General features: G+C 38.3%; 32 protein-coding genes and 1 other annotated feature. Of the genes, 27 read left to right on the top strand and 5 right to left on the bottom strand.

Annotated elements, in window-relative coordinates; translation table 11 throughout:
* The first annotated feature begins 107 nt into the window (after positions 1–107).
* Positions 108–1328: an MFS transporter gene (locus tag P8610_RS04665; protein ID WP_394603289.1), complete on the top strand. Its 1221-nt coding sequence runs from the start codon at positions 108–110 to the stop codon at positions 1326–1328.
* 45 nt (positions 1329–1373) lie between these two features.
* Here the strand turns inward: P8610_RS04665 and P8610_RS04660 are convergent, their stop codons facing one another.
* Positions 1374–2309 (bottom strand): sigma-70 family RNA polymerase sigma factor, encoded by a 936-nt coding sequence (locus tag P8610_RS04660; protein WP_394603288.1) that lies wholly within the window; start codon positions 2307–2309, stop codon positions 1374–1376.
* 160 nt (positions 2310–2469) lie between these two features.
* Between P8610_RS04660 and P8610_RS04655 the strand changes: the two genes are divergently transcribed.
* The 9 genes from P8610_RS04655 (at position 2470) to P8610_RS04615 (ending at position 7826) form a co-directional block, all read left to right on the top strand.
* Entirely contained in the window at positions 2470–3243 is a 774-nt protein-coding gene (locus tag P8610_RS04655; protein ID WP_394603287.1) for a serine hydrolase, read from the top strand.
* Between the two features lie 12 nt (positions 3244–3255).
* Positions 3256–4191, top strand: coding sequence for an aminoglycoside phosphotransferase family protein (locus P8610_RS04650; RefSeq protein ID WP_394603286.1), 936 nt, complete (start codon positions 3256–3258; stop codon positions 4189–4191).
* A gap of 87 nt (positions 4192–4278) precedes the next feature.
* Positions 4279–4530: a hypothetical protein gene (locus tag P8610_RS04645; protein WP_394603285.1), complete on the top strand. Its 252-nt coding sequence runs from the start codon at positions 4279–4281 to the stop codon at positions 4528–4530.
* Complete coding sequence (locus P8610_RS04640; RefSeq protein ID WP_394603284.1) at positions 4523–4786, top strand: type II toxin-antitoxin system RelE family toxin; 264 nt, start codon at positions 4523–4525, stop codon at positions 4784–4786. Before P8610_RS04645 ends, P8610_RS04640 begins: the two co-directional genes overlap by 8 nt.
* 170 nt (positions 4787–4956) lie before the next feature.
* Positions 4957–5241 carry a hypothetical protein gene (locus tag P8610_RS04635; RefSeq protein WP_394603283.1) on the top strand — a complete coding sequence of 95 codons (285 nt, stop codon included), beginning with the start codon at positions 4957–4959 and terminating at the stop codon, positions 5239–5241.
* A 192-nt stretch (positions 5242–5433) separates the two neighbouring features.
* Complete coding sequence (locus P8610_RS04630; RefSeq protein ID WP_394603282.1) at positions 5434–5913, top strand: DUF5662 family protein; 480 nt, start codon at positions 5434–5436, stop codon at positions 5911–5913.
* A gap of 83 nt (positions 5914–5996) precedes the next feature.
* Positions 5997–6494, top strand: a complete 498-nt coding sequence (locus P8610_RS04625) for a sigma-70 family RNA polymerase sigma factor (protein WP_394603281.1) — start codon at positions 5997–5999, stop codon at positions 6492–6494.
* Positions 6487–7530 (top strand): anti-sigma factor, encoded by a 1044-nt coding sequence (locus tag P8610_RS04620; protein ID WP_394603280.1) that lies wholly within the window; start codon positions 6487–6489, stop codon positions 7528–7530. Before P8610_RS04625 ends, P8610_RS04620 begins: the two co-directional genes overlap by 8 nt.
* Positions 7515–7826, top strand: coding sequence for a hypothetical protein (locus P8610_RS04615; RefSeq protein ID WP_394603279.1), 312 nt, complete (start codon positions 7515–7517; stop codon positions 7824–7826). Before P8610_RS04620 ends, P8610_RS04615 begins: the two co-directional genes overlap by 16 nt.
* Before the next feature lie 44 nt (positions 7827–7870).
* Here P8610_RS04615 and P8610_RS04610 read toward each other — a convergent pair whose 3' ends face one another.
* The gene (locus tag P8610_RS04610) at positions 7871–9526 is read right to left on the bottom strand and encodes an ABC transporter substrate-binding protein (protein WP_394603278.1); all 1656 of its coding nucleotides are present in this window, start codon (positions 9524–9526) and stop codon (positions 7871–7873) included.
* Between the two features lie 103 nt (positions 9527–9629).
* Between P8610_RS04610 and P8610_RS04605 the strand changes: the two genes are divergently transcribed.
* Positions 9630–10895 (top strand): MDR family MFS transporter, encoded by a 1266-nt coding sequence (locus P8610_RS04605; RefSeq protein WP_394603277.1) that lies wholly within the window; start codon positions 9630–9632, stop codon positions 10893–10895.
* 341 nt (positions 10896–11236) lie between these two features.
* Here P8610_RS04605 and P8610_RS04600 read toward each other — a convergent pair whose 3' ends face one another.
* Positions 11237–11554, bottom strand: a complete 318-nt coding sequence (locus P8610_RS04600; protein ID WP_289496231.1) for a hypothetical protein — start codon at positions 11552–11554, stop codon at positions 11237–11239.
* 179 nt (positions 11555–11733) lie between these two features.
* Between P8610_RS04600 and P8610_RS04595 the strand changes: the two genes are divergently transcribed.
* From P8610_RS04595 to P8610_RS04560, 8 genes are all read left to right on the top strand, one after another.
* Positions 11734–12453, top strand: a complete 720-nt coding sequence (locus tag P8610_RS04595; RefSeq protein WP_394603276.1) for a hypothetical protein — start codon at positions 11734–11736, stop codon at positions 12451–12453.
* Positions 12454–12481: 28 nt separating this feature from the next.
* Positions 12482–12772, top strand: coding sequence for a hypothetical protein (locus P8610_RS04590; protein ID WP_394603275.1), 291 nt, complete (start codon positions 12482–12484; stop codon positions 12770–12772).
* 3 nt (positions 12773–12775) lie between these two features.
* On the top strand, positions 12776–13414 hold the full coding sequence (locus P8610_RS04585; protein WP_394603274.1) for a pyridoxamine 5'-phosphate oxidase family protein: 639 nt from the start codon (positions 12776–12778) through the stop codon (positions 13412–13414).
* Between the two features lie 704 nt (positions 13415–14118).
* Positions 14119–16296, top strand: coding sequence for an FUSC family protein (locus tag P8610_RS04580; protein WP_394603273.1), 2178 nt, complete (start codon positions 14119–14121; stop codon positions 16294–16296).
* A 93-nt stretch (positions 16297–16389) separates the two neighbouring features.
* Entirely contained in the window at positions 16390–16923 is a 534-nt protein-coding gene (locus tag P8610_RS04575; protein WP_394603272.1) for a dihydrofolate reductase family protein, read from the top strand.
* A 118-nt stretch (positions 16924–17041) separates the two neighbouring features.
* Positions 17042–17551, top strand: coding sequence for a GNAT family N-acetyltransferase (locus tag P8610_RS04570; RefSeq protein WP_394603271.1), 510 nt, complete (start codon positions 17042–17044; stop codon positions 17549–17551).
* 118 nt (positions 17552–17669) lie between these two features.
* Positions 17670–17897: a binding site (T-box leader), on the top strand.
* 42 nt (positions 17898–17939) lie between these two features.
* Positions 17940–18401, top strand: a complete 462-nt coding sequence (locus tag P8610_RS04565) for an HIT family protein (RefSeq protein ID WP_394603270.1) — start codon at positions 17940–17942, stop codon at positions 18399–18401.
* Positions 18388–19191, top strand: coding sequence for a protein phosphatase 2C domain-containing protein (locus P8610_RS04560; RefSeq protein ID WP_394603269.1), 804 nt, complete (start codon positions 18388–18390; stop codon positions 19189–19191). The genes P8610_RS04565 and P8610_RS04560 overlap by 14 nt, the downstream gene beginning before the upstream one ends.
* A gap of 33 nt (positions 19192–19224) precedes the next feature.
* On the opposite strand, the gene P8610_RS04555 is transcribed toward P8610_RS04560, so the two are convergent.
* Entirely contained in the window at positions 19225–19575 is a 351-nt protein-coding gene (locus tag P8610_RS04555) for a cyclic-phosphate processing receiver domain-containing protein (protein WP_394603268.1), read from the bottom strand.
* 312 nt (positions 19576–19887) lie between these two features.
* Here P8610_RS04555 and P8610_RS04550 point away from each other — a divergent pair, with 312 nt between their 5' ends.
* The 4 genes from P8610_RS04550 to P8610_RS04535 are packed head-to-tail and all read left to right on the top strand — an operon-like array spanning position 19888 to position 22001.
* Positions 19888–20133, top strand: coding sequence for a hypothetical protein (locus P8610_RS04550; RefSeq protein ID WP_394603267.1), 246 nt, complete (start codon positions 19888–19890; stop codon positions 20131–20133).
* Between the two features lie 18 nt (positions 20134–20151).
* Positions 20152–20991, top strand: coding sequence for a DUF1835 domain-containing protein (locus P8610_RS04545; RefSeq protein WP_394603266.1), 840 nt, complete (start codon positions 20152–20154; stop codon positions 20989–20991).
* A 60-nt stretch (positions 20992–21051) separates the two neighbouring features.
* Entirely contained in the window at positions 21052–21618 is a 567-nt protein-coding gene (locus P8610_RS04540; RefSeq protein ID WP_394603265.1) for a GNAT family N-acetyltransferase, read from the top strand.
* Complete coding sequence (locus tag P8610_RS04535) at positions 21618–22001, top strand: hypothetical protein (RefSeq protein ID WP_394603264.1); 384 nt, start codon at positions 21618–21620, stop codon at positions 21999–22001. Before P8610_RS04540 ends, P8610_RS04535 begins: the two co-directional genes overlap by 1 nt.
* On the opposite strand, the gene P8610_RS04530 is transcribed toward P8610_RS04535, so the two are convergent.
* Positions 21994–22374: a hypothetical protein gene (locus P8610_RS04530; protein ID WP_394603263.1), complete on the bottom strand. Its 381-nt coding sequence runs from the start codon at positions 22372–22374 to the stop codon at positions 21994–21996. The two genes, P8610_RS04535 and P8610_RS04530, sit on opposite strands and share 8 nt — an antisense overlap.
* A 488-nt stretch (positions 22375–22862) precedes the next feature.
* On the opposite strand from P8610_RS04530, the gene P8610_RS04525 reads away from it, so the two are divergent.
* The 4 genes from P8610_RS04525 to P8610_RS04510 all read left to right on the top strand — a co-directional run bounded on the left by P8610_RS04525 (position 22863) and on the right by P8610_RS04510 (position 25166).
* Positions 22863–23015 (top strand): DUF3934 family protein, encoded by a 153-nt coding sequence (locus tag P8610_RS04525; RefSeq protein WP_289496213.1) that lies wholly within the window; start codon positions 22863–22865, stop codon positions 23013–23015.
* A gap of 126 nt (positions 23016–23141) precedes the next feature.
* A complete protein-coding gene (locus P8610_RS04520) occupies positions 23142–23537 on the top strand; it encodes a hypothetical protein (RefSeq protein WP_289496212.1) in 396 nt (131 codons plus the stop codon).
* A 423-nt stretch (positions 23538–23960) separates the two neighbouring features.
* Entirely contained in the window at positions 23961–24413 is a 453-nt protein-coding gene (locus tag P8610_RS04515) for a hypothetical protein (protein WP_394603262.1), read from the top strand.
* A 3-nt stretch (positions 24414–24416) separates the two neighbouring features.
* A complete protein-coding gene (locus tag P8610_RS04510; protein ID WP_394603261.1) occupies positions 24417–25166 on the top strand; it encodes a hypothetical protein in 750 nt (249 codons plus the stop codon).
* Positions 25167–25178: the final 12 nt, after the last annotated feature.

Here is a 25178-nt window from a genome sequence, read left to right as displayed (position 1 = left end):
CATCTCTTTCATTTTTAAAAAGGAGCATTATTTTCATGATCAATAAGCCAATTTAACCAAACCGTTTTTATAAGTAAACAAATAAAGCATAAAAACGGGGGATTAACTTGAATAAAAATCGTAGTTTTCTTTTTCTTTTATTAGGTCAGTCATTAGTAAATATTGCGGATGTTTTGTATATTGTCGCTTTAATCAGTGCTCTATACACATTAACCGAGTCGGCAATTGTTTCAGCATTCGTACCATTTACGGTTACTTTTGCTATGTTTATCTCCAGTATTCTGACACCTTTAATTATTGGAAGAGTTAACTTGAAAGCAATTTTGTTATGGTCACAGATCGGAAAGACTTTTCTCTTATTGAGTTTAGGTTTTTTTATGATGACAAGTCTTAACCTATCCAACTTTCACTTCACCTTTTTGATAATTGGAGGAATTGCGCTACTTGATGGATGTGCAAATCCAGTTCGGCAAGCGTTGATTCCATATTACGTAAAGGAAGAAAACTTAATCCAAGCAAATGGATTAGCGGAAACAATCACGCAGTCCATTCAAATAGGAACGTGGTTCTTTGGGAGTTTACTATTACTTGTGATTAACCCAAACCAATTAATCTGGATAGTAGTTTCTTTATTTGCAATAGCTAGCTGTATTTTAACATTCCTTAAAAAGGTGAAACACCAGACGGAACGACAAAAAAATAATTGGGATTTATTAACACAAGGGTGGCGAACGATTAAGCATACCCCAGTGTTAAAAACATTAGTGCGAATGGAATTTTTTGAAACCATTGCAGGTGCCGTTTGGATTGCAGCGGTAATGTATGTCTTTGTCGATAAAGCATTAAGAGCTGGAGAACAATGGTGGGGATTTCTAAACGGTTCTTTTTTTATCGGATTAGTTATAGGGAGTATAGTATGTGTGAGATTTCCCCAGTACGTAGATAAAAATCGAAATGTCTTCATTGTTGCAGGAGCGAGTATGGCTTGCATTTTAACTGTGATCTTTAGCATGACTAGCAACGCAGTATTTGCATTGATGTTGTCAGCCCTGATCGGCTTTTTTGGACAATTAAAGAACATTCCTCAACAAACAGTTATACAAACTAGCGTGCCAAAAGAACATCTAGCCACTGTTTATACATCTATAGGCACTGTTTCAACAGGTGTATTTGGGTTTGCTTCTTTATTCATGGGAGTCCTATCCGATTTCTTGGGTGTAAGAAGCGTATATTTTCTTTCGGGAATATTACTTTTAATCGTTAGTGTTTTGGCATTTAAAGATAAGAAGTTATTTATGAAAAATGAAAATATGCAACATAGCGCATAATGTTACTCAGTAAAAAGGAGCTTAGAGCTCCTTTTTATCATTCTATTACTCTGTCCAATTCAATGGTGGCTTGTTTAACTGTGGTGCGTACCCTAATTCTTTTGAAGCAGCGACAATGAACTCTTTTCTAAAGAAAAAACTTCTGTGGTAGACGATTTTTCCGTTTTCAACTTCCTGATATTGAATGTCATGAACCTGAGGACACTGTTCTAATTCCGCAAGTACCACAATAACTGGTTTGCCCCATAACAGTGACTGGAAAGCATGATGACCAGGCAGACCATAAGCAAGAGACCCGTCGCGAATCTCGTCCTTGTTCACTTCTAAAAATCCTAATGATGCTTCGTAATGTGCATGATCACTGATGAGTGATAGCATTCCTTCTATGTCACCATCGTTAAATGCGTTCAGGTAAGCTTGAATAACCTTGGATTTTTGTGGTGTATTTTTAGGCTTGTATTTTATGTCATCATGCTTATTTTCTTTAAGTTTTGTTTTCATTCTTCGAGTTGTTGCATAAACAGCGCCAGGTGTAGTCTTAACAATGCTCGCCACTTCTTCAGCTTTAAAGCGAAAGATCTCCATTAACAAAAATACAGCAGTCTGCCTTGGTGTAAAAAGTTCATATAGCTTTTCAAGTGCTTCTTCTAAGTCCAGGTTGTCCAAAAATTCTTCAATCGGTTCATGTTCTTCACCTAAAACACCGAGCGATCGCTTTTCTTTTCGGCAATAATCAATCCATGCATTCGTGGCAGTACGATAAAGATAGGACTTGAGATTCGTAGGTTGCCATCTTGTATATAAACCTCCGAGGGCTTTAAGCATTGTTTCTTGGAACAAGTCCTCACCATCCCATGGGGAACCGGTGAGATATCGGCAATAATTCCATAAGCCGTCACTGAAATCACGAATCTCTTCATCAAATCTTTGGCGAAGTTCAATAGACAGAGCGTGCAGTGTTTTGGTTGTTGATTGCGACAAGTTGAAAACTCCCTTCATTTTACCGTTCACTATATACGACGAAATCTGTACCGATAATTATACGCTTTTTAAAAAAAATTTTAAAAAAAGTAAAAAGGGAATTGTGGTATCGTTAAATTGGATAAATGTTACAGTTATGAATTATGAAGGAGTGAATGATGTGCAAAAAGTAGTCGATACTTTAAAAACTGTCAAAACAGATCAAGTAGGTATAATCATTTATTCAACTAAAAAACAAAAAATTGTGGCTTCATTAAACCCTGAATTAATTGTTTCTTTAGCTTCAGCGGCTAAATTATTTGTTGGATATTGCGTGGCTAGATGGGTAGAAAACGGTATGTACCATTGGAATGAAATGATTGAGCAGTATCAACTTGATCCAGAAGAAGATAGCGCTGTTCATTATCCGCATTTCCAAGGTAGAGCTTCTATTTCTTTAGGTGATCTTGTTGAAGTTATGATTGCTTGTCACGATAGTAGGGCTGCCGACAGTATTGTTACATTTTGCGGTGGATGGGAAAAGATAAATCATGAGATTAGTAGGAATTTTAACAATATACATATTACACCAAATCCAAGGGACTTAGAAAATAAAGGTGAAGTTGGACAAGTGCTAAATATATTGAGTACGATCTACATAGGTTATCAAGCAGACCCCGAAATTTGGAAACCCGTTGTGAATGGGCTTGTACGTCCTATAGACCACCTTGAAGGTATTCCAAACCATTTTTTGAATCATATGAGTGGGGGCTTAGATAATCTGGTAGTGGATATCGGACTGCTAGGGGAGTTTAATCAACATCCTTTTCTCTATGTACTAGGTGCAAGTGGTCTTCCTAATCGTTATACAGACACATATTCAGATGAAAGAATAGTAGAGTCTATGAAGTTGCTGTACAAAGAATACAACAATCAGAGAAAAGTAATTATCTAAAGGGGAAATGGAATGAACGGAATACTTCCTGAAACATTTATTAAAACGATAACAGGGATTCACGGAGACAAAGCATCAGAATGGCTGGAGAATTTTGAACAGTTGATTGCTAATTGCGAAAAGCGCTATCATCTTCACATTCAAGAACCTTTTAACCTTTCTTACAATTTTGTCGCTCCTGCTGTCCGAAAAGATGGTAAAGAAGTAGTCGTGAAAATCGTACTTTCCATTCATCAATTTGAAACTGAACTAAAAGCGCTTCAGCTTATGGCAAGCAAAAGCGCGGTTAAAGTGTTGGAATATGAAGCAGAACATGGCATTATGATTCTAGAGCGATTGTATCCTGGGCATACGTTAGCTGAAGTGGATGATGATGAAGAGGCCGCACAAATTGCTGCAAACGTCATGAAGGAATTAATCGTTCTAGCACCACTTCACTCAAATCTTCCAACAGTTGTAGATCGAGAAAATAGCTTGAAAAGAATTTACAGAAATCATATTAACGGTTATGGTCCCATCCCTAAAGAGACTATTGAAGAGGCGCTGCACATTTTTGGACGTCTAAATGATTCAATTAAAAAGCAGTATTTGCTTCATGGTGATCTTCATCATTACAACATTTTGAAAAATGGCGAGTCATGGGTTGCGATTGATCCAAAGGGGTTGATTGGCGACCGTGAATACGAAGTGGTTCAATATCTTCTCAATAAACTGCCAGAAAATAATGTGGAAGAGATTACAGAAAAACGAATTGATATTTTCGTAGAGAAATTGAACTTAGACAAAGAGAGGGTTTTGTTAAGAGCGTATTCTCATGCTGTGTTAGCAACGTGCTGGACAGTGGAAGATGGGAATTACAGCGAGAACTTTTTCAGGACCATTCAAATGTTTAAAAACCTGTGTGATACAAACAACTTACGTGGAACTTTTAAAAACTGGCTTAGTTAAACTGATCGAACATGAATAGATGCTGATAAGTGACACGGAAATTATGGATATAATATAATAAAGTAAAGTTATGTGGAGGTGATTTCTATGGCGACAAAAGATCTTCGAAAGCTAGCTCACAAGTTGCTGGATGAATTAAAAGAAGAAGATGTGTCAGAAGTCATCAAAACAATGCGGAACATGAAGAATAATAGTAATAGCCATGTGGATGATAATGGATTTCCGATTGAAAAACCTACTTATGAAGAATTAGAAGCTTTAAAAAAGGCAAAGAAAGAAATATCCAATGGAGAATCTTATACTCATGAAGAGGTGTTTGGAGAAGACGATTATGTATGATCTTCATTATTCCAAACAAGCAGTTAAGTATATTAAAAAGCAAGACCAGCCAACTAAAAAGAGAATAGAAAAAGCACTGCTCACCTTAGCCGAGAATCCATATCAGAGAGGTAATCTTGATATATGTTCACTTGAAGGTGTTGACAGTGCTTTTCGTTTGAGAATTGGAGATTTCAGAATATTATATGAAATAATTGATAATCAGCTTATAATTTTTATTATTGCAGCAGGTTGTAGAGGTGATATTTACAAATAAAATTTATATCAGAGGTCTTTAAAATGAAGGCCTCTTTTATGTGTGATAAAGGAGGATTAATTCTTCCTTATCAAGAATGGTAAGTATAATCTGCATAATACAATGGTATTAAAAGTTGAATTAGAAGCAGAGGTTAGAATTTTAATGAGATTTAGATGGAAGGTAGGACAATGAAATATTTAAAACGCTTTTTCTTTAAACGCGGCAAAAATAACATTGGAGAACTGTTGAGTCTCTTAGTTGTATTTTCAGTCCTTCAATTTGTAGATTTTGCAGTAATAAGAAACAGCCCTTTACTTTTTATACTGCTTATTTTAGGAATCATGGTTATTTTTAGAGTCTGTGATGCGTTATTTGATATGTTACTAGGCGATAAGAACACAGTGATTGGATCTGGCTCATATTTTATTTTGATTTTCCTCTTTATTATCGTGATAACTTATATTGGGAGCTAGGAGAAAACGATTTGACCATTCTAAATAGCTTTTTTACAGCCGCAGCATTTGTATTTTTTCTTTTTCTTTTTGAAAGAGAAAGATACAGAGGGACTGTATTAAGAAGAGTTTATATTCTTTCCGTGGAACTAATTGTCCTGTCGATCTTAATTTATTTTACTGACAAACTATTTAGCTAGTGGGTGAAAAACCTTGTCAACCTATTTGAAGTACCTTCTATACATAATTGAGCACAAACTTAATGTTTTTATAGAATGCTGGAATGAAGGGCTCTATGTACAAGCCTTCACTCATGATTTGTCCAAGTTTCACCCTGTTGAGTTCTTTCCGTATGCCAGAAAGTTTTATTCAAACAAGAAAGTGGATGAGATGGAATGGCAGATAGCTTGGCTGCATCATCAGCACCATAATAAACATCATTGGAATTATTGGGTTGTTGATCAAGTTAAGAGAGAAGCTATGCCTATACCGACAAAATACTTGCTTGAAATGATTTGCGACTATCGTTCATTATCGAGACATTGGGGAAGTAAAAGAACAGACACTAACATTTCAGAACGGCTTATTCTAAACTTGCTCACTGAAAAAGTGATTCTGCACCCGGATACGAGGGAAGAGTGTAAAAAATTAATTGCAAAGTTCAAACCCATGAATGCTCAGGAAAAAATCTGAGCATTTTTTATTTGAAATTAATTGTAAAATTTTGCAACTTTTCTTATGGTTAAAACGTGGATGATGTGAAAGGGGGAGCGGTTGTGCAGCTTGAGGATGTTTATAAACTTTATATGAATGATTTATACCGCTATTTATATTCTCTTTCAAAGGATCACTATGTTGCGGAAGATTTAGTTCAGGATGCTTTTTACAAGGCATATCTAACATTAGCAGATTACGAGATTAGAAATATTAAAGCATGGTTGTTCAAAGTCGCTTATCATGCCTTTATTGATTATCAAAGGAAAAATAAACGATCTATACTTGCTCCCGAACTCCAACAAAATATAGAAGTAAATTCAGATACCCCAGAGAAAAAAATAGTAGATAAGGAATCTTTTAACCTATTGCTTGAAGATTTAAATCAATTAAAAGAAATAGAAAAACAAGCTGTTTTGTTATGCGACCTGCATGAACTTTCTTATCAAGAAGCGGCAGAGGTACTTGAATTAAATATGAACACGTTTAAGAGCCATATTCTTAGAGGACGTAAAAAGTTGATGGAAAGAGTAAAGGAAAGGATGTACAGAGATGACTGATAATAAAAACGATAAAGGAAAAGATGAAGAGCTCTATAAAGCTTATTTAATGAACAGTAAGCAGGACTTTAAGGAATCCCATGCCCTTTCAGAAGAGGAGCAGAGAAAAATTATTAAAGTTGGCCGAAATACAGCTCGAAATACAACGATAATGGTCAGCTTAGCTATATTGCTTTTGATTATGCCCGTCATGACATTGATGACCTACATGTACTATGGATTCGGTGGTAAAGCGGATAAGTTGATTGAAGTTGTTGGTAAAACGTTGTATGTTACGGAACCTAATATTAGTCTTGAAGAAATGGAAATAGAGAGCGATATCGGTTTGTTTTCTATGCACATCTTGTTTGATACCTATAAACGCATTGGTCAAGAGGATTATAAGGCAGAGAATGTAGATGTTTACTTCGGACTGGATGAACCTGCACAACCCAAGAAGACTTCATTCCTAGAACAAGTACCTCCAATGGGTTATGGTGATGAATTTTTAAAAGAGTCACAAAAGATGTTTCATCCAGAAGCAGAAGTTCCTTATCATATGAATGATGAATGGAGTATCTTACAACAGCTTCCGGATGGTACAGTTGCTGAAGCGTATATTTCGCTTTCTCAATTAATGAAACCAGATGATCTAGATAACATCTTTCCTAAAGAGACCGAGATTCGTTGGCTGGCTGTTGACACGGGACTAGAAGCAAAACAAGTGGATGGTGAAGGTGTGCCGATTACACCGATCGGCTACCCAGCTCAGATTGATACAACCACTTGGTCTCCGTTTAACGGTAGAGAACAAACCAATGAGGAAGTATTTATGGATATCTTATCCTTGCTCGAGAAAAATGAACAGACGGCTGAAATGGTTTCTACAGCAAAATCACTCGAAATAAAAGAGCGTCGAAACTATTTAAAAGACAATGGAATCAACATTTATGGAGCTGTTATTACTGGTCCGACTCCAGAATTAAGAAAGTTAGAGCAAGTTAAGGAAATTCGCGCAATAAAGGTAGGTGAGGTGAAACTATGGAATTGGAAATGAATAAGAAAACCGAGAATCGAAGAAAACTACAGACATTAACTGGGTTCATCTCATTTTCGATTGGACTGATCGTACTTGCCGTATTAAATATATTACTACTTATTGAACCAATGGAATTACCTGAATTTCTACTGTTTTCATTGCCATTCATAGGAGTAATTCTTGGCGTAATAGGATTATTTACGAAAAATCGATCAAGGTTGTATGCATGGTGGGGAATTGGCTTGAATCTTTTTATATACGTGTTTATAGGATTGATGTTCGTGCTTGCATGGTCCATTAATGCTAAACCTTAAATTCAAATGACCTGAATTCACATTTCAGGTCATTTTTTGAATTCTTATTCTTCTATCGTTGGCCGAACCCACAGCTTCGAAAAATCCACATAACCAAAATGCTTGATGTTCACGTTCATAAGTTCCGTTGAAAAAGGGATGAATCGTTTTTCATAATACAGTGGAATCATGATGGCTTCTTCAATCAGCTCCTTTTCAAATGCAACGTTTAGCTCTGTCCATTTTTCAAAGGGTGTATGTATATATTGGCTAATGCGTTCCTGCCACTTTTGATTCTTTCTTAAGATGGTTGGCAGTGGGGCAAAGCCGTTTGTTAAAAAGAAATAAAACGAAAGATTTTGGTTTAACTCAAAGATTTCACCATGAATGAAAAGATCAACGTCCTGACTTTCCTCTCTGTTAAAAATCGTTTCTTCAAAAGTCATCCTCTTTATTTCAAAGGGTATGTTGTCTTTCTCAAGCGTATCCATTAACCAACGGGTTGTCTTTTCCGTGTGATCAGCGACTCTAACAATGAGTGGTTCTGAGAACACAGGCCGCGCGATCTCTGGCAGTGAAATCCATTGGTCCTGTCCAATTAGACAGCTGTTATCGTTTGGTGTTGCTCGAGGCTCATGTTCTTGAATTCTATGTCGATGCAAGTTAATCAATTGATGAATGTATTGCCGGACTTCTTTTCGAGCAATCTGAGACCCTTCGCGATACGCATTCATGATGAGTACGCCAAAACCAGAATCACTTTCTACTTGAAATGTATCTGAATTCTCTGGTTCAAGTGTTGAGTGATAGACGATCGGAAATTCTTTTGGAACTTGAACAAACTCCACAGCATCTAACAATGGCCGTTCTTGGAAATGTTCTATAAATGCGGTTAATGTAGTCTTTTGATCGGTGTTTTCTTCTAACAAGAAGCTTCCCGTACCATAGAGACGACCCTTGTTTTCTTTATAGATGCTCGCGGTCATCGTGCTTAACAACGGAAGAATGTAGCTGCAGCCTCCTGGAAAAAGGATATCAACCACGAGCGTTGACTTTGCATAGACCTCTTCAACGGGAGACCATAGCTCTTTGTTCTGCTCATGAATCCGCAGCTTTTCTAAACAATTCACCACATCATCAGCTGTTAGGATTGATCCATCATGAAAGTTAACGTCTTTTCTTAAGTAGAGTCGCAGTTTAGTAGGTGTAACATCCCAGCTGTGTGCGAGTTCAGGCAGAATTTCACCCTGATCGGTAAGGAAAACAAGGCGGTTAAACACGTTTGCTACCATATGAGCACTGTGCGCATCTGCTGCTTCTAACGGGTGAATCGTTCGAAAGGGATAACGCTTAGGTACAACTAACTTGTCTTCAGTCTTTTGAACAAATCCGAAATGAGAATGGAATTTATTCATCAACCGCATTTTTGTGTCAGTAGACCAATCGAACATTAAGTATTTACTGCTTTTCTCCACAGGTTCTGAATCTATTAATCTTAGTACATTCTCTTCAAAAATATCTTCTACATCCTTCAGCCATTCGAGCTTTGAGACGTTTCCTCTTCCGCGGCCTGAAGTGAAATTAAGCCACCCATCATCTGTCCACTTTTTTAAGTAGCGTGTCGTTTGTTTCTGACTGATCTGAAGTACTTCGGCAATCTCTTCAGTTCGAATGCTGCCAGATGAAAAATATCTCCACAGAATAAGCAATTTATTATCCATTGAAATCCCCTTATTTATAAAAGTAGACACACTAGATTTAATTGTCTATTTTTAGATTGTTAAGTCTAGTTTAATATTACAATACAGAGAAGGAGGGGACAATATGGGATGGAAAGATTACCCCCAAAATATTAAAGTACGGTTGATCACATCGTTCTTTAACCGCGCCGTTTCATCGGCCGTTATGCCGTTTATGGCATTATTTTTCGCACAAGAAAAGAACAAAGTATGGGCAGGAACGTTCTTAATCTTAACAGTTGTTATTGGATTTATAGTAAATCTAATCGGTGGTTACATATCTGACCGCTTTCCACGAAAGAAAGTGTTAATGACGACTTCTTGTTTAAGCGCTGTTATGTTCTTGCTTATGACTCTGAGTGTGTTTCCAGATCAAAAATGGATTATGCTTTTCGCTGCTGCTTATATTGGGTTTATCGTGACAAGCAGCCTTGGCAGACCAGCGATGCACGCAATTATTATGGATTCAACAACGCCTGAAAACAGAAAAGAAGTATACACACTCGATTACTGGATGGTGAACTTATCCATGGCGATCGGTGCAGCACTTGGCGGTTTGCTATATGTGAGTCATCAGAAAGAGTTATTTATCTTATTAACTGTGACATCTATTAGTATTCCGATCGCATATGGAATCTGGCTGCGTGACGAGTTCAGCGGATTTTTAGAAAAAAAGCACGCGAATGTGTTTATGGATTTATTTCAAAACTACAAAGTGGCTTTACAAGATTCCGCTTTTGTAAAAGTCGTAATCGGTGGAACGTTTATCTTTTCAGCTGAATTCACGCTGAACAGTTATATCGGAATCAGACTGGCAGAAACGTTCGATTCTTTTCATATCGGAAATTTTGAAATTAGCGGAGTACGTATGCTCAGTATGCTGAATATCCAAAACATGCTTATGGTTGTATGTTTCACGTTCCTGATCAACCGAATAACGGACAGGTTAAACAAAAAGAATGCGTTGCTGATTGGACTTCTTTTATATGGAATCGGCTATGTGACGGTTACTTCTGCTAATACGTGGTACATCTTACTTTTGTTTAACATCATCGCGACGATGGGCGAGTTGATCTATTCTCCAATAAAAGAAGCGGAGAAGGCAAACATGATACCAAGTGATAAGCGTGGTTCGTATTCCGCATTTGCTAACGTTTCTTTTAGCGGAGCAGATATGCTGGCACGTTCAACGATTATTCTCGGAGCGTTCTTGGTTCCTGTGATGATGTCTGTGTATATGGGAGTCGTAATCATGATCGGCGCGTTCTTCATGTATACAGGATTGTTCGTGAGAGAGCGGGTTTCGGAAAAAGTAGGGAAGAATGAAGTTGCTACACCAGTAGCGAAGTAAAGGAAGGGGATGACTCAATTACTTTGAGGTCATTCCTCTTTTCTTGTGTTGAGTAGCTCTTTGTTAATTATGCAGCGCTAGTTAAGTTCAATTATGTATTTTTGAAGTGTACAATATGGTGAAGTGTTCATATGAGGAATACAGCATTTATTTTATACGAGGTAATTACTATTAATTACGAGGTAATCAAAAATAATTACGTGTATAACGCCAATAATTACGCACATAAAATTTTTTATCCGATTTTCGACAAAGTTCATCACGCGCGCGCTCGGTTTAGCGGACAGAACGCAAAACAAAAGAAAAAGCTCGGAATCAACTCCAAGCTTTTAACAATAAAACTAATTCGGTTCTTTTACAGAAGCAATCTCGATCTTTTCAACAAACATGTTAAAGACGCTTCGTTTTTCTTCCAGCTTCTTCAGCTGTTGTTTCAGTTCGTTGTACTTTTCTTCAAACGGCTGCTGATATGTTTTTTTGATATTCTTGATCATCTCTTCATTAATGGTAGATTGAATGACTTGTTTAGTGATACCGAATTTATAAGAATAGAGTTGAAGTTCTGTTTTTACTTTCTCGTACTCTTCATCAATTTCTTTCTTTTGTTGCTCGATCTCATCTTTCCATTCAAGCAGAGCATCTTTTACATACGGCTCCATGTTTTGCCTCCTTACAGAGTTCGTTCTTCTGTCATTTCTTTTTTATGTACTCTATACACTATTTATAATGAGACGCTCATTTATGGGGGTATTTTCATGCGTTGACTAAATTTTTCCATAGAATTATGATGGGCTTAGAAACGAAAAAAAGGGAATCTAAAGGAAAGGGTAACAGTTAAATGCAAGAAAATTTATTAGAGAGAAAGATATTAGCTACAATTGTTTCAACTTTTGCACTTATGATAATGATGGCTGCATTAATGGATACGGGGGATTCAACATTTCAATCGAATGAAGTGCACTATGGAATGGGATTTGTATTATCAACCATGGCTGTTGGCATCAATGGGGGAATGATCATACTCGTTTACGGAAATATCGTTTCGCTAATCATTGAATTTGTATTAAACAAGTGGTTTACAGTGAATACGTGGGTGTTTATATTTCTTCATGGTTTATTTGGAATGGTATTGATTGAATCGCCAATTTTAGCCGTTTATGGCGTAATGACGGCACTTTTTTATGCTGTTATTGATCGGTGGATTCTTTCTAGAACAAGAAACAAAAAACGTTTGCGATTGTTTCTCATTGTCCCATTAAGTATATATGCTGCTATCTGGGGTGTTTTGACACTTATATCACCTGAACCACCTCCGTTTACAGAAGAAGATGCAATTGCATTCGTTTCTGGTGGTAATATTTACGATGATCGTTTTCCTGATCAGCCAGGTAAGTTTACGGAAGGTCCTGTTACAAGAGAAACTCATGTCAAAGAAGTAGGTGATGAAGTTTATATTGTCACCTTTAAAGAAACGAGAACAAATATTGAAGATGGTCATTGGTGGGTCTCTTATCGGGTGGATAGAAGTGGTTCTTCGTTAGAAAATTCAAGTCACTAATCTCTAATGCAGAAAGGTGCTGTGTGAGATGCCAACAATAGGATGGCTGTTCGTTGCGATCGTGCTAGGTGGAATCATAATAGGTTCATTAATTCAAAGATATCGTTATCGGAATCTGAAGCTTATTTACACGGCATTCGGACAAGAGAACTACTTTAAGGTGATCTCTAAATTGAACAGCGGCGGCGTAAAGTATAAGGTCAGAATTCCCATGCAAGGGCTGGGAGCTAGAGAAAGACCTATTGTGGACAACACACAATACGATATTTATGTAAAAAAAGAAGTAGCGCACAGAGCGGGAGATGCTTTACGTAAATAGGGGATGGGGCTTGTTATGAAAACAATGAATTATGTAAGAAGTCAAGAAGAGCTAAGAGAGATGCTTGGAAGTCCAAGCCTTAGAGGACAAAACAAAGTAATCGCCACAATTGATGGACATTGCAGGGACTATATCTCAAAATCTCCTTTTCTTGTACTATCAACATCAGATGCTAAGGGAAACTGTGATAGTTCACCAAGAGGAGATGCACCTGGTTTTGTTTACGTTCTTGATGATCAGCATCTTATCATTCCTGATCGTCCAGGCAATAAGAGGGTCGATTCGATGTTCAACATTCTTTCTAATCCTAAAATCGGCTTGCTGTTTATCATACCTGCCATGGGTGAAACGCTTCGTATTAATGGAGAAGCAGCCATTATTAAAGATGAAGAAATATTAAGCAAGATGGCCGTGAATGGAAAATCTCCACAGCTTGGTATTTTGGTGAAAGTGGATCAATGTTATTTGCATTGTGCAAAAGCTTTTAAGCGTTCAGGTCTTTGGGAGCCAGAGAGCTGGAGCAGCAAAGAAGATTTACCAAGTGCTGCAAAAATTTTAGCTGCACACGTCAACATGCCCGAGATGACAGAGGAGAGAATTATCGCTGATCTTGAGGAAGGCTATAAGAATAGGCTTTATTAAAACGAGGGACCTGAGTATAATCAGGTCTTTTTTGTATACGGTCTTTTTAAAGGCTATTCTTGGAACCTTTGTAGCTTTTGGAAGTGGTTGCTTTCCGTTTCAGTTGCTCGCTTTCCGCGGGGCAAGCGGTGAGCCACATTCGAACGTTTCACGTATAAGTGTCTCACCTGTCTAGTTGCAGTGGCTAGCCCCTCGAGGTCAAAAGCTGAATGGTTAAGAAGGCAAAGTGCGCCTTCAAATCCATTCACCTTTTGCTGGTCGGGGCTGAACGAGCCACTTACACTTTTCGGGTTGCCCGCCTGTCCCGCAGCAGTCTCCCACCTTCCACTCCAACCAACTGTTCAAAGAAGACAATCCGTCTACAATTTCCTCGTCACAAGCCTTCCAAGAAGTTTTTCATGTTATAGGAACGGACCTTACACTTCAATCAACTTTTCAATGTAGAAAAAACAATACACTCTTAAGCAATACACTTTTGAAAATAGCCTATAAGAACAAAGCTTTTTGGGAAGTTGATTGGAATGTAAGTTGTAAAAAACCTAGTGAAAGGTTGGAGAGACTGTTCAACAGAAATGAAGAAAAGTATAAGAATTCGGAAATACTGAAGCTTGAAGGCTCTGCCTCAAAAGCAAGCTGTTCGCTTGGTATACGGCATGACACATGCTATTATTTAAAATTATAGTTTTTAAAAGAGGGGTGAGACAGTGCGGCAACTACATAGAAAACACCAATGGCTAGCGAGGCTGATGGCTTCTGACCCTGGATATGTCCGGTTGCAAAAAGCGGGTAGAGCAACCGCTAGCTTGATACTGTCCATTTTTTCAACACTTCTGATTATGCGCTATACCGGGCATCCGGGCGGCATCACCCCTGCCATTGTCTCAGGAATGCTTGGTTTGATGGGGATCATGGTCGTAATGGATGATACGAAGAAACAAATGAAGTTTACGACAGTACTGCTTGGAATTTCCGCCATGCTTGGAATCACAATCGGTTCCATTGTTGCGGGACATGCTTATTATATTGACGTGGTTCTGCTTTTAAGTGTATTTAGCAGTTTTTATTTCTCAAGATTTGGTACACGGTATTTTTCCCTCTTCATGATCTTCTTCATGACCGTTTATTTTTCTTCCGTTCTACAGTTATCAAGTGGACAGCTGCCATGGTTTTATATAGGTGTTTGGTGTGGCGTGATCTATGCCTTTATCTTTAATTTCTTCTTGTTTCAAGATACCGCAAAAAACCTTAGAAGCAGCATCAGATCTTTTCATATTCAGAGCAATTTAACACTTAACCTATTGATTGAAGCGATGGTGGATAAAAAGACAGACCCTATGCGTAAAAAAGAGTTAGAAAAGAATGTCTTAAAATTAAGAGAGTATGCGCTGATCGTATCAGGCTACATTAACGCGGACGACGTTCAAAAGCTGTGGCCAGGTTTGCTGCCGAACCAGCTGAGGTTGTATGTTTTTGATACAGGGATGCTGATTGAGACACTGATTGATTCTGTTCGAGGGCTTAAGAAAGCGGATGCCCTGGAAGTGGAAGAAATCAAGCAGCTGCTGATTTCAGTGACAGAGGCGGTACGTGACGCGGAAGTGCTTGCACCAAACGTAAAAGAACAAAATATACAACCTGCAGAAAAAGCGGTTCAGCAGCTGCGTTTATTAATAATGGAGCTGTTTGAACGTGATGAGCCTCCAAAAGGATGGATCTATCTCATTCGCCGAATAGAATCCATTGCGAACCATGTCATTGAAGGAGCAGTTAGTATTCAGCAATCTCTTCATTCTCATCAAGCCCTAAACAAGGCTGATGAAGTGGCAGAAGAAAATGCGGAGAATGATGATTCAGCATCAGAGCAGGATAACGCCCTGAAACCGTCCACTAAAAAGGCGTATCAAGCATTGGTCGCGGGTGTTATATCAATTATCGTAGGTTTAATTATATCTCCAACACAGCCGTACTGGGTTCTTCTTACAGCGTTTGTTGTGCTGCTTGGAACAGAATCGATCGGACGAATCTATACAAAGGGCTACCAGCGCTCTTTAGGTACGATTATAGGGGCAGTTGTGGGTTTTGCTCTTGCCAAACTCCTATCGGATCATACGGTATTAGAGGTTATCTTTCTTTTCGTAGTCGTTTTTTTAGCTTTTTATTTGTTAACCGTTTCGTATACGTTAATGAGTGTGTTTATCACGATGCTGATCGCTTTTATGTATGATCTACTATTAGGTGGTATTACACTTACTCTGATTGGGGCGCGTGTGCTTGATACGATTGCAGGTGCTGCTATCGCATTAGGTGTTTCGTACATCATTTTTCCGAAGAAAACTAAGGACAAAGTTGCAGAATCCATCGGTGATTTTTTAGGTGAACTGTCGCCTTTTGTGACAGAGTATGTGAGAGGTTTTAGAGAAGATGTGAACGTGAAGGATCTTTCTGAGAGTGCGTTTCTGCTGGATCAAAAGCTTCAGGTAATAAGGGACGAAGCACAATCATTCCTGCAGCGTCGGGGATCACCCATTTATTCGGATATGGTTAGATGGATGACGGTGCTAGCTGCGATCAACTATTATGCAAGGCATCTCGTTGCTTCAGCTTATCGAAAGGGGTTTGATTATCCTGATGAGCTGGTTGAGGTGTTTATACAGATTGAAAAAAAACTTAAAGGAAATATTGATTTGTTATCGGAACTCGTTAAAGGAAATGAAACAGAAGGTGTCCTTCATTCATTAGAAGAAGAACGCGAAATGATTGAAAGGCTTGCACCAAGCCGAAAACAGTCTAATCGTGACTTGGTCCATCACCTTTATTATGTATGGCGAATTAATCGATCCATTGTGGAGTTAGGATACGAACTAGGAGGAGGGAAGGAGTAGTGGGTACTTCTTCCTTTTTCTAATGTTAATATGAAAGAAGATGTCATATTTAACGGTTAAAATATGGGTATTGGAGTTGAAAGGAGTATTAAAATGAATAAAAAGCGTAATGTAATTTTATATATTGCGGCAAGTGTTGATGGATTTATAGCAAAAGAAAATGAAGATATTGACTGGTTATCAATGGTTGAACGTCCTGGTGAAGATTACGGATACGAAGCATTTGTTAATACAGTGGACACGGTTATCATGGGGAGGAAAACGTACGACAAAGTCTTATCCTTTGGAATTGAATTTCCTCACAAAGATAAGAAATGTTATGTGATCTCCAGAACAAAAACAGGACATGATGATAACGTTGAGTTTTATGGTGGAAATGTGATAGAACTGATTCAGGAACTAAAAAGCAAAGAGGGTAAGAATATTTTCGTTGATGGAGGAGCAGAGGTTGTAAGAGAACTGAAATCTCTAAATTTAATTGATGAATACGTGATATCCTTCATTCCGATCATGCTTGGAAAAGGCATACGATTGTTTAAAGAAACAGAAGCGGAAAGCAAGTTGGAGTTAGTTGAGAGCAGAGCGTTTGAGTCTGGATTGGTACAAGTGACTTATAAAACAATTTAAAGTGGGCAGCAACTCTTTAAGGGTTGCTGCTTTTGTTATGTATATAGAATTAATAGGAAGGAATGTTTACATCTGAAAAGAAATTAGTTTATTAAGAACTAGAATGAGAGGTGTTAAAGTGAATCAATTAAAGCAATTTGTCGTGCAAAAAGCATCTCCTGAGGATTATGAATTAGTCATAAGCCTTTTAAAAGAAATAGCTAAATGGTTACAAGATAACAGAATAAATCAGTGGAGCTATCTGCTTGGTGGCGGTGATGATGAAGAAATTAAGCAATCCATCCAGGAAAATCATACATATAAAGTTTTAAAAGATGATGTGATAATTGCCACATTTACATTATCACCTGAGCAAAGTGAGTGGGATCAACATATTTTCGGTAAGGAAGAAGTTTATGATTCCATGTATTTACATCGATTAGCAGTACGGCCGCAGTATATGAATCGAGGAGTAGGCAAAGAAATTTTGCAATGGATTCATGAAAATCTTGGGGGTGGAAAGAGGTTTATTAAATTAGATTGTGTGGCTGATAATGTAAAGCTAAACCGATTTTATCGAGATAATGGCTTTGAATATTTGGGAGACACTGATAATCATAGCAAATACAAAAAGCATTTTATTAGGTGATAGTTCTTATCCGGGGTTTTGTTAGAAGAACATTCACACCAAGGCAACAATTTACAAATAACTCCTTGACATAATTTTCTAAAAAACCTATGATAAGTAAAAGTTTTCCATGCATAGGATAAACGCTTTGATTAGGAGCAGTAAGGAAAATTCTGTTGTTTAGAGAGCTGCTTAAATGGGTGAAAAGCAGTCAACGGAAATCCTGAACTCGCCTAGGAGTGGCCAGGCTGAGAATTAAGTCTGGACGGTTCACCTCCGTGATGAGGTCTTGAGAAGGTTTGCTTTTTAGTGTACAGGCAAACCAAGAAGAGTGGTACCACGTTAGGAACAGCCTATCGTCTCTTTATGAGATGATGGGCTTTTATTTTTTCTAAAGGAGAGATGGCGCATGAGTGAGGATTGTTTTATTTGCAATAAGCATCAAGGAAGCATTAATACGGCAGGGATCAAGATTTATGAAAATGATTTCATCTATGTAGGTCATATTGATAGAGGCGGAAAACCATCATATTTGGGACATATCATGATCGATCTTAAGCGTCACGCAGCATCACTTGGAGACATGACACCTGATGAGGCGAGTGCATTCGGCCAAATTATGGCGAGGGTGAGTAAAGCGGTTAAGGAAACACAGGGTGCGGAACACATTTATGCGCTAGTTTCAGGGAATTCAGTTGCACATCTGCACATGCATATTGTGCCGCGTTATCCGAAAACACCTGCAGAATATTGGGGACCGAACGAAGCATACGACTGGCCAGATGCTCCGTTTGGGATGAACGAAGAGATCGTGCAAGTGTGCGAACAGGTTAAGAGGTTCTTGGAGGAGGATTCGTATGTTGCATCATGAACTTAAATGGATTGGCCATGAAAAGACCTTTATTGATGAATTAGATGTGGGACAGGTTGGTAGAGTTACTGTTGGAAGGTTTGGCGGTAACTCTGCTGCAGGTTCGTACAAGAACGAAGACGGATGCTTGGTTTGGACGAATGAAGAGGAGAACTGGGAATTTTCCATGGTTCTCGATGGTCACAAGACTGCTCAAAGCGTTGAGTTAGTTGTTGGGTACTTTGAGAAAAAGAAGATTGATATTATGGGCGCTTTAGCAAAATCCGCTGGTCCAGCGCTAAAAAAGATGGACAGTCTCATACTCGACATTTTTCAAGAGCCAGAGTTTATGGAGGCATGCCGCAAAACAACTGGTGAAACCGCTTGTCTGATCGTGGTACGAAAAGAGAAATATTTGTGGTGGTTTTCCGTTGGAGATTGTATAGTCCATTTATTTCATCCAGAACTGATCGCGCTTGGAGAGAGACAGCTTGTACAGAGAAGTTTTTACGAATGGGTTGGTGAAGTGAACACGTTTGAACTTCCGGTTCCCTGTTATAGCACGGGTAAAAAAGAAATGAGACAGGGGTTGAACCACGTATTCATGACAACTGACGGCTTAACAGAATGTCCAGGTGTTCCTTTTGAGGATCCGGAGACTATACAGACAGTACTTTTTGAAAAGGGAATTGAAGTTGGGGTAGGAAAGCTTTTGTCTGAAGTAAAAGATAACGGTGTAAGAGACAGCACAACAATCATTGCGTGGTCTGTTGAAATAGAGGAAACAGCCAGTATGCCAAGTGATGTGTAAAGCTGTTCCCTCCGGTAAATCTCGTGCAGGGACCTATTTAATATTTAAGTAGTGTTGAAGTACTCTTGGCGGAAAATACTTGAGCGGCAGTGGACGTAAGGAAACGATGATTGTGTGAGGCATGATGAGGTCTTTTTGAGCTTGTTTGAGGCAGTTGTACATGTTTTTTCCGCCTACTGAATTGGCAGAGTGAATGGTGATGCGATTGGCAAACAGTTGTTCATCGACCATCATCTGAACGAGCATGAGACCATTTCTGGTATTGCTGAGCAGATCGTGATCAAGCGATAAATGTTCGATGTCCCGAGTTCTTAACAATTCCATACATTCATCTATCGTTTCGACGTAAACGTAACCTTCAGGCGGGCTACGGTAATCATCCATAAATACGCTGATTTTCTCCATTTCTTGCACTCCCTTCCATAAACGGAGGGTGACTAAGAAAAGTCGAGAGCCCTAAGTTATTTTAATATATTAATTATAACATACTATGGCAATTCATGCTGTTGGCAGGAAACAGTACCAAAAACGTCGTAGATAAAGCATTTTCACATTTTTTGTAGAAAATAGTATTTTTCTTATTTAATTATTAAAGTGTTAAATTCTTTATATAATCGCTTTTTCCTTCCGAACATAAAAGGATTTTTCAAATTAAATGAGTAAGTGTTAAGTGTAAATTTAAAAAGGGGTGGCTTGATGGGGAATACTGATAACCGTAAACGACTTGATGAGGAAGTTTTTACGTATCGCATAACCAAAAATAACACCGTTTTTATTGAATATCATGGTAAACAAGTCATGGTGTTAAAAGGAAAAGAAGCGGACAAAATGATTAATCGAATTGACCAAGCTTCAACTGACAAAGACGTTCAACTGATTTTGGCAAAAGTAACCGGGAATTTTAAACGAGGGAACGAAAAAGATACCTCAACGAAAAAATGAGGTTGAGGAGCTGGATAAATGAACGTTCATATTTTATTTGGGGAGTCTGCGGCTGGAGGTTTGAAATGGGCGCTTAAGAAGATGGGTAAAAACGATAAAGTGATTGGGTTTGCCGATCAGTTCGCAGTAGGTCCTATTTTTCAATTGGAGACGGAAGCGGGTATAGAAGCTCGAGTGAACTGGCTTAAGAAACATATGCCAAAAGACGAATTTGATTTCTATTACGAAAGTAAATATGAAGAGCAGTTCAGAGAAACTCTTCGTGAAATTAACGATATTCCCGATCATGCTGAAATTACCGTATGGACAGCGGACAATGCACCTGAACAGACTGGTATCAGGTTTGTGCTGAAGCTGCTTGAAAATCGGCCGAACCCTATCCTAGTGGTGCACACGAATGAGAGCTACGACAAATATTGCAAACATCCCGAAATCTATTATGTTTCCCAGCATACCGGGGAGATCCCTCCAAAAAAGCTGCAAGTCATTTTAGAAAAAACGAGAAATGACGAACGGATTTCTTTAAAGGATAAGAAACAACTCGTAAAAGAGTGGCAGTCTTTGAGCAGTTCAAATGAAATTTTGAGGCTGTGGGGAAACGGGGAAATCAGGAGTGTTAGTGTTAATCATCTAGATCCTTTTATCATCAATACGGCTAGACGTTTAGAATGGAAATATGATGATGAATTTAAGAAATCAGCACGCCTCATCGGGGATGTTATCGGACATCTTGAACAATATGTCGGTGATGAATTTATACAATATCGGATATTGGAATTGATCAACCAAGGTATATTTGAATATGAAGGAAATCTAGTGGGCATGAGGAATTATAGTGTGAGGCTAGCCAAAAAATAAAAGAGCAGAAAAGTTAATTTGAAAGATGAGCCTTTACATAAGAAATGGAGAGAATTGAGTATGAATAAAAGTATGGAAACGAATGTTAAATTATCTAGCGAGAACATTTATATCAGGCATCTGACAATTGAGGACGCTGAGGCAATGGTAAGCCTTCAATTGGAAAACAGGGATTTTTTTAGTCAGTTTGCGATGGAACGCAGTGATGATTTTTATACCTTGGAAAACCAGCAGAAGCGTATTCAGATGCTGGTGGAGAATGCAAAACAAGATTTAGATTACTATTTTGGTATTTTTACAACAGATGACGATCTACTCATTGGAACGATTAATCTGTTCGCGGTGATGCGTGGGTCCATCCAGAGTGCGTTTGTAGGTTACTTTTTGGATAAGAAGCATAATGGAAAAGGCTACACGACAGAAGCAGTTCGACTTATTGTGAAGTATGCGTTCGATGAGCTGAAGCTGCACCGAGTTGAGGCGGGCGTTATGCCACACAACATCGGTTCCATTCGCGTTTTGGAGAAAGCTGGTTTCGAAAAAGAGGGACTAGCACGTAAAAACGTGAAGATCAACGGCCGATGGGAAGATCATCAACAGATGGCGATTATCAATCCAGCTGACTGATGAAAAAATGGCTGGTCGTGCTCTTTCTTGTGATGAGTTTAGCTGCATGCAATAAGGAAGAAAAGCTGGTTCGTGTTGATTATGAAACGGTTGAGATGCGGCCAAGCGATGATGGAATAATAACAGATGAGAATCAGGTGAAATCGATTGGTGCGCAGTTAGAAAAAGTGAATTGGGAAAACGAAAAAGTGGAGATGTCGCGAAAAGAAGATATGACGTTAACCTTGTTCTATCTGTATGATCCGAATATGCCTGAGAGATTGGAAGAATATAAAATTTGGTTTCATGATGAAATGGATGCGGAAATCGTGGATCCAAATGAGCATAGGTACGGCAAGCTGGGAAGGGAAGATGCTGAAAAGTTGAAGAATCAGGTTAAGTGATGAGGGAGTCTAGATGATAGGTTCTCGTTCTGCGGGATGTGCCAGTAAAGGGAAGGTTTAGTGAGTTGAGCAGGTAGTAAGCTTGCATACTTGTTGATAAATGTAAAAAATCTTTACATTCTTTATTTGTTATATCCGTTGAAATGATAAGAGCGTAATCTCTCAGTGCTTGAATATGTGCAGTCTTAGAGGTATGCAAACAGGCTGAACACTCCCAGTTAGCGTTTAACCGAATCATTTGATTGTTACATTTAGGGCATAGCACACCTGTTATCAATTCACTTTTATCAATTCCATAATAGCTTAGGATATCGGGATTATATGGTTCGTTTAACTTCATCAATAATCTTTTGATCTTTTTCCTTTCTTTCATCGACAGCACATCCTTTTTATATTTTGCATTGAATTCTTCATATTTACTAGGTAACAGAAGGCTACTTATGACTAACTTTAATGCATTTATATTTTGCCAAATTTCCTTCCAATTTTGAACGTTCTGGATGACAGCTTTGCAATCTGTTAATGACTGCACCGAGTTTTTGTATGACGTAGGGGGTTCGGCTGTTTTTTTATAAAAAACCTCCCTTTAACTTATGAATTTATTATAGTGATGCATGATCTGGTGCTGCAAAAAACCATTTTCTAAATAACCGAAATTCAACATATCAAGAATCAAATAATTTCCTAGGAGAATCACATAAAAATCGGCACTCATCACATAAAAAATGGGTAATATCACATAAAAAAAGCCTTACATCACATAATTTTATAATCCAGCTCCTTCTACTCTTCATTAAGGAACTACCCTCGCCGCCGGTAATGTAGTATAATTCATATTACTGACTTTCTTGGAGTGATAAAATGAGTAAAGCAAAAGGCAAGAAAAGCGGGGTTGGCCAGGGTACGGGGAAAAAGGGCTGGAACCGCTGGAAATCGAGCAGCAAGAAAAAGGGTCCAAAACCTTATGTAAGTAAGGGGAAAAATAAGCCTGAGAGCGAAAATGAAACGAAATAGATATCGCCACAAATAAATGCCATGACAAAAGCCGCCTTTCCACATGAAAAGGTGGCTTTTGTCATGGCATAATCCACTCACTCCCGCCATAAGATGAACTATCTATTCATAACGGGGGGACGAGCTGTGACGACTCAAAACTATACCATTTCAGAAGACCTGATCATCAAATACAACACTCTCAACGAAAAGAAGAAAGAGCTGGAAAAGGAACTGGATGAACTAAAAAAAGTTTTTCACATTTATTTCGACAACCTAGTCGGACCCAATCAAAAAGGGGAAGTCTCTGTTAACAACTATAAGCTGCAGAGGCAGATTCGGAAATCTGAAAAACTTCACGATGAAAAAACGGTGCACCGGCTCACTGAACTGAACATGACCGACCTCATTCATCACGTACCAAAACCGGACGAGGAAAAGGTAAAGTCTGCCATCACACTCGGGTTATTAAAAGAAGAAGATTTAGAAGGCTGTCTCATCAAAAGTGCGTCACAAGCGATCATTGTTAAAACACTGAAATAATATGATGGATGGAAAGCTCAACTAGCATAACGCCTGTTGAGCTTTTTTATTTTGAGTGATAGTCGAATAATCAACACTATGGCATAATTGTTATTAAATTGAATTACATACATAGTTTGGTATATAGATAGTTTTACTGAAGAGGGAGTGTTGAGCATCATCACATTTAGTTTCCTTAATCATTTTCCTGCTGTTCTAATGTACAGCATAGCCTATTTCATTATTGGTATCCTGACGTTTCGTCTTTATAAAAAGCTAGAAGTTAAGCCTAAGATATGGAAAGTACTGCTCATTTTGTTCGTTGGCTTATTTTGTTTTTCATTTGATCTCACTCTTTTTTCTACTTTTGTCCAAATTCCTATCCTCCCATTAGGGGTATGTATTTTGTATTTTGTGTTACGTAATAAAGTGGAGAAATGGGTAATGTATCGCAGGTTCGCATGGCTAGGTTTCTTCGCCAATTTCATTTTTCTCGCAGCTAGTTTAGCCACGATACCATTTGATCAAGCAATATATCCTGATAAGAAGCTGTCAACTTATATAGCAAAAACAGATCTAGCACGTCTTTTTCCACTTCACACCGGGGCAAAAGAAAGCACATTAGATCAAGAAGTGTTTAAACAACAGCTATCCAAAATGAATACGAAACCAATCGACAGCCAAGGATGGTACAACGAGATCGTAAATATTGATTTGCCGCAGCAAGAACGAAAGGAAAAGTTTCCGTATCAAATTGTAGGAACAGAACCGAAGTGGGGAAGCGGCTTACACACCACCATTTTTGTTGAGAAAGATGGAAAAGGTCTTCTGTTGACTACACAGAAAAAACAGTATTATTTTCGCTCAGATGTTTCGTTTGTAGAAGGGCTGGAATAACGGATGAACAAAAAACTACTTTTCTTACTGCTGATCACGATTCTGATAATGGTTGGGGGATTTGTGTATTGGTATTATTATTCAGAGCCAAGCACGATTCCCAGTAACGGGGAACTGATGAAGCAAATTGATAGAGCGTATGAAGAAGCAGAGATTGCTAAGGTTCAAGATGCGATTTTAGTTGACGAACGTCATCTGTTTGTTCCGTATATCTCTAAACATAACGATTATGGTACGAGTTTCTTTGTTTGGAAAAAACGCAAATGGGAGTTAGAAGCTGTGAATGCAGTGGGCCAGCCTATTCTATGGAAGATCGATAGTGAGGATTCTTCATCCTATCAGATAGTTTGGAATTTTCATCCTGATGATAAATTTCAGTCTGCCCAATTTTATTTGCTGCGTAATCGAGGATATGAGGTTACACAGGGAATTGAGTATTATTACCCTAAAGTACAGTTAATGAAAAAAGTAAAGTCATCACAAACCTCATACGGGCATGAGAAACTTCCAAAAGATTGGGTTTCAATCATCCATTTTGCCAACAGCGTACAAAAAACCGACAGCATGAATGACATGTTTATGGACATGAATCCTGATCAGCATTTTACATTTGCTTGGCAGCCTGTGTTTCAAAAAGAAAACGATGAAGACATCTTTTTAAAACGTTCTATTAACGGCGGTGGATTTTTACGTGGAGGAAACTACGACCCCATTGGTTTGATTGATAATCACGAACTAGAGTCTATTGAATAAATAAAAAGGTGC

The sequence above is a fragment of the Fictibacillus sp. UD genome, assembly GCF_043558025.1.
GTDB lineage: Bacteria > Bacillota > Bacilli > Bacillales > Fictibacillaceae > Fictibacillus.
This window is presented reverse-complemented; position numbering and strand designations above follow the sequence as displayed.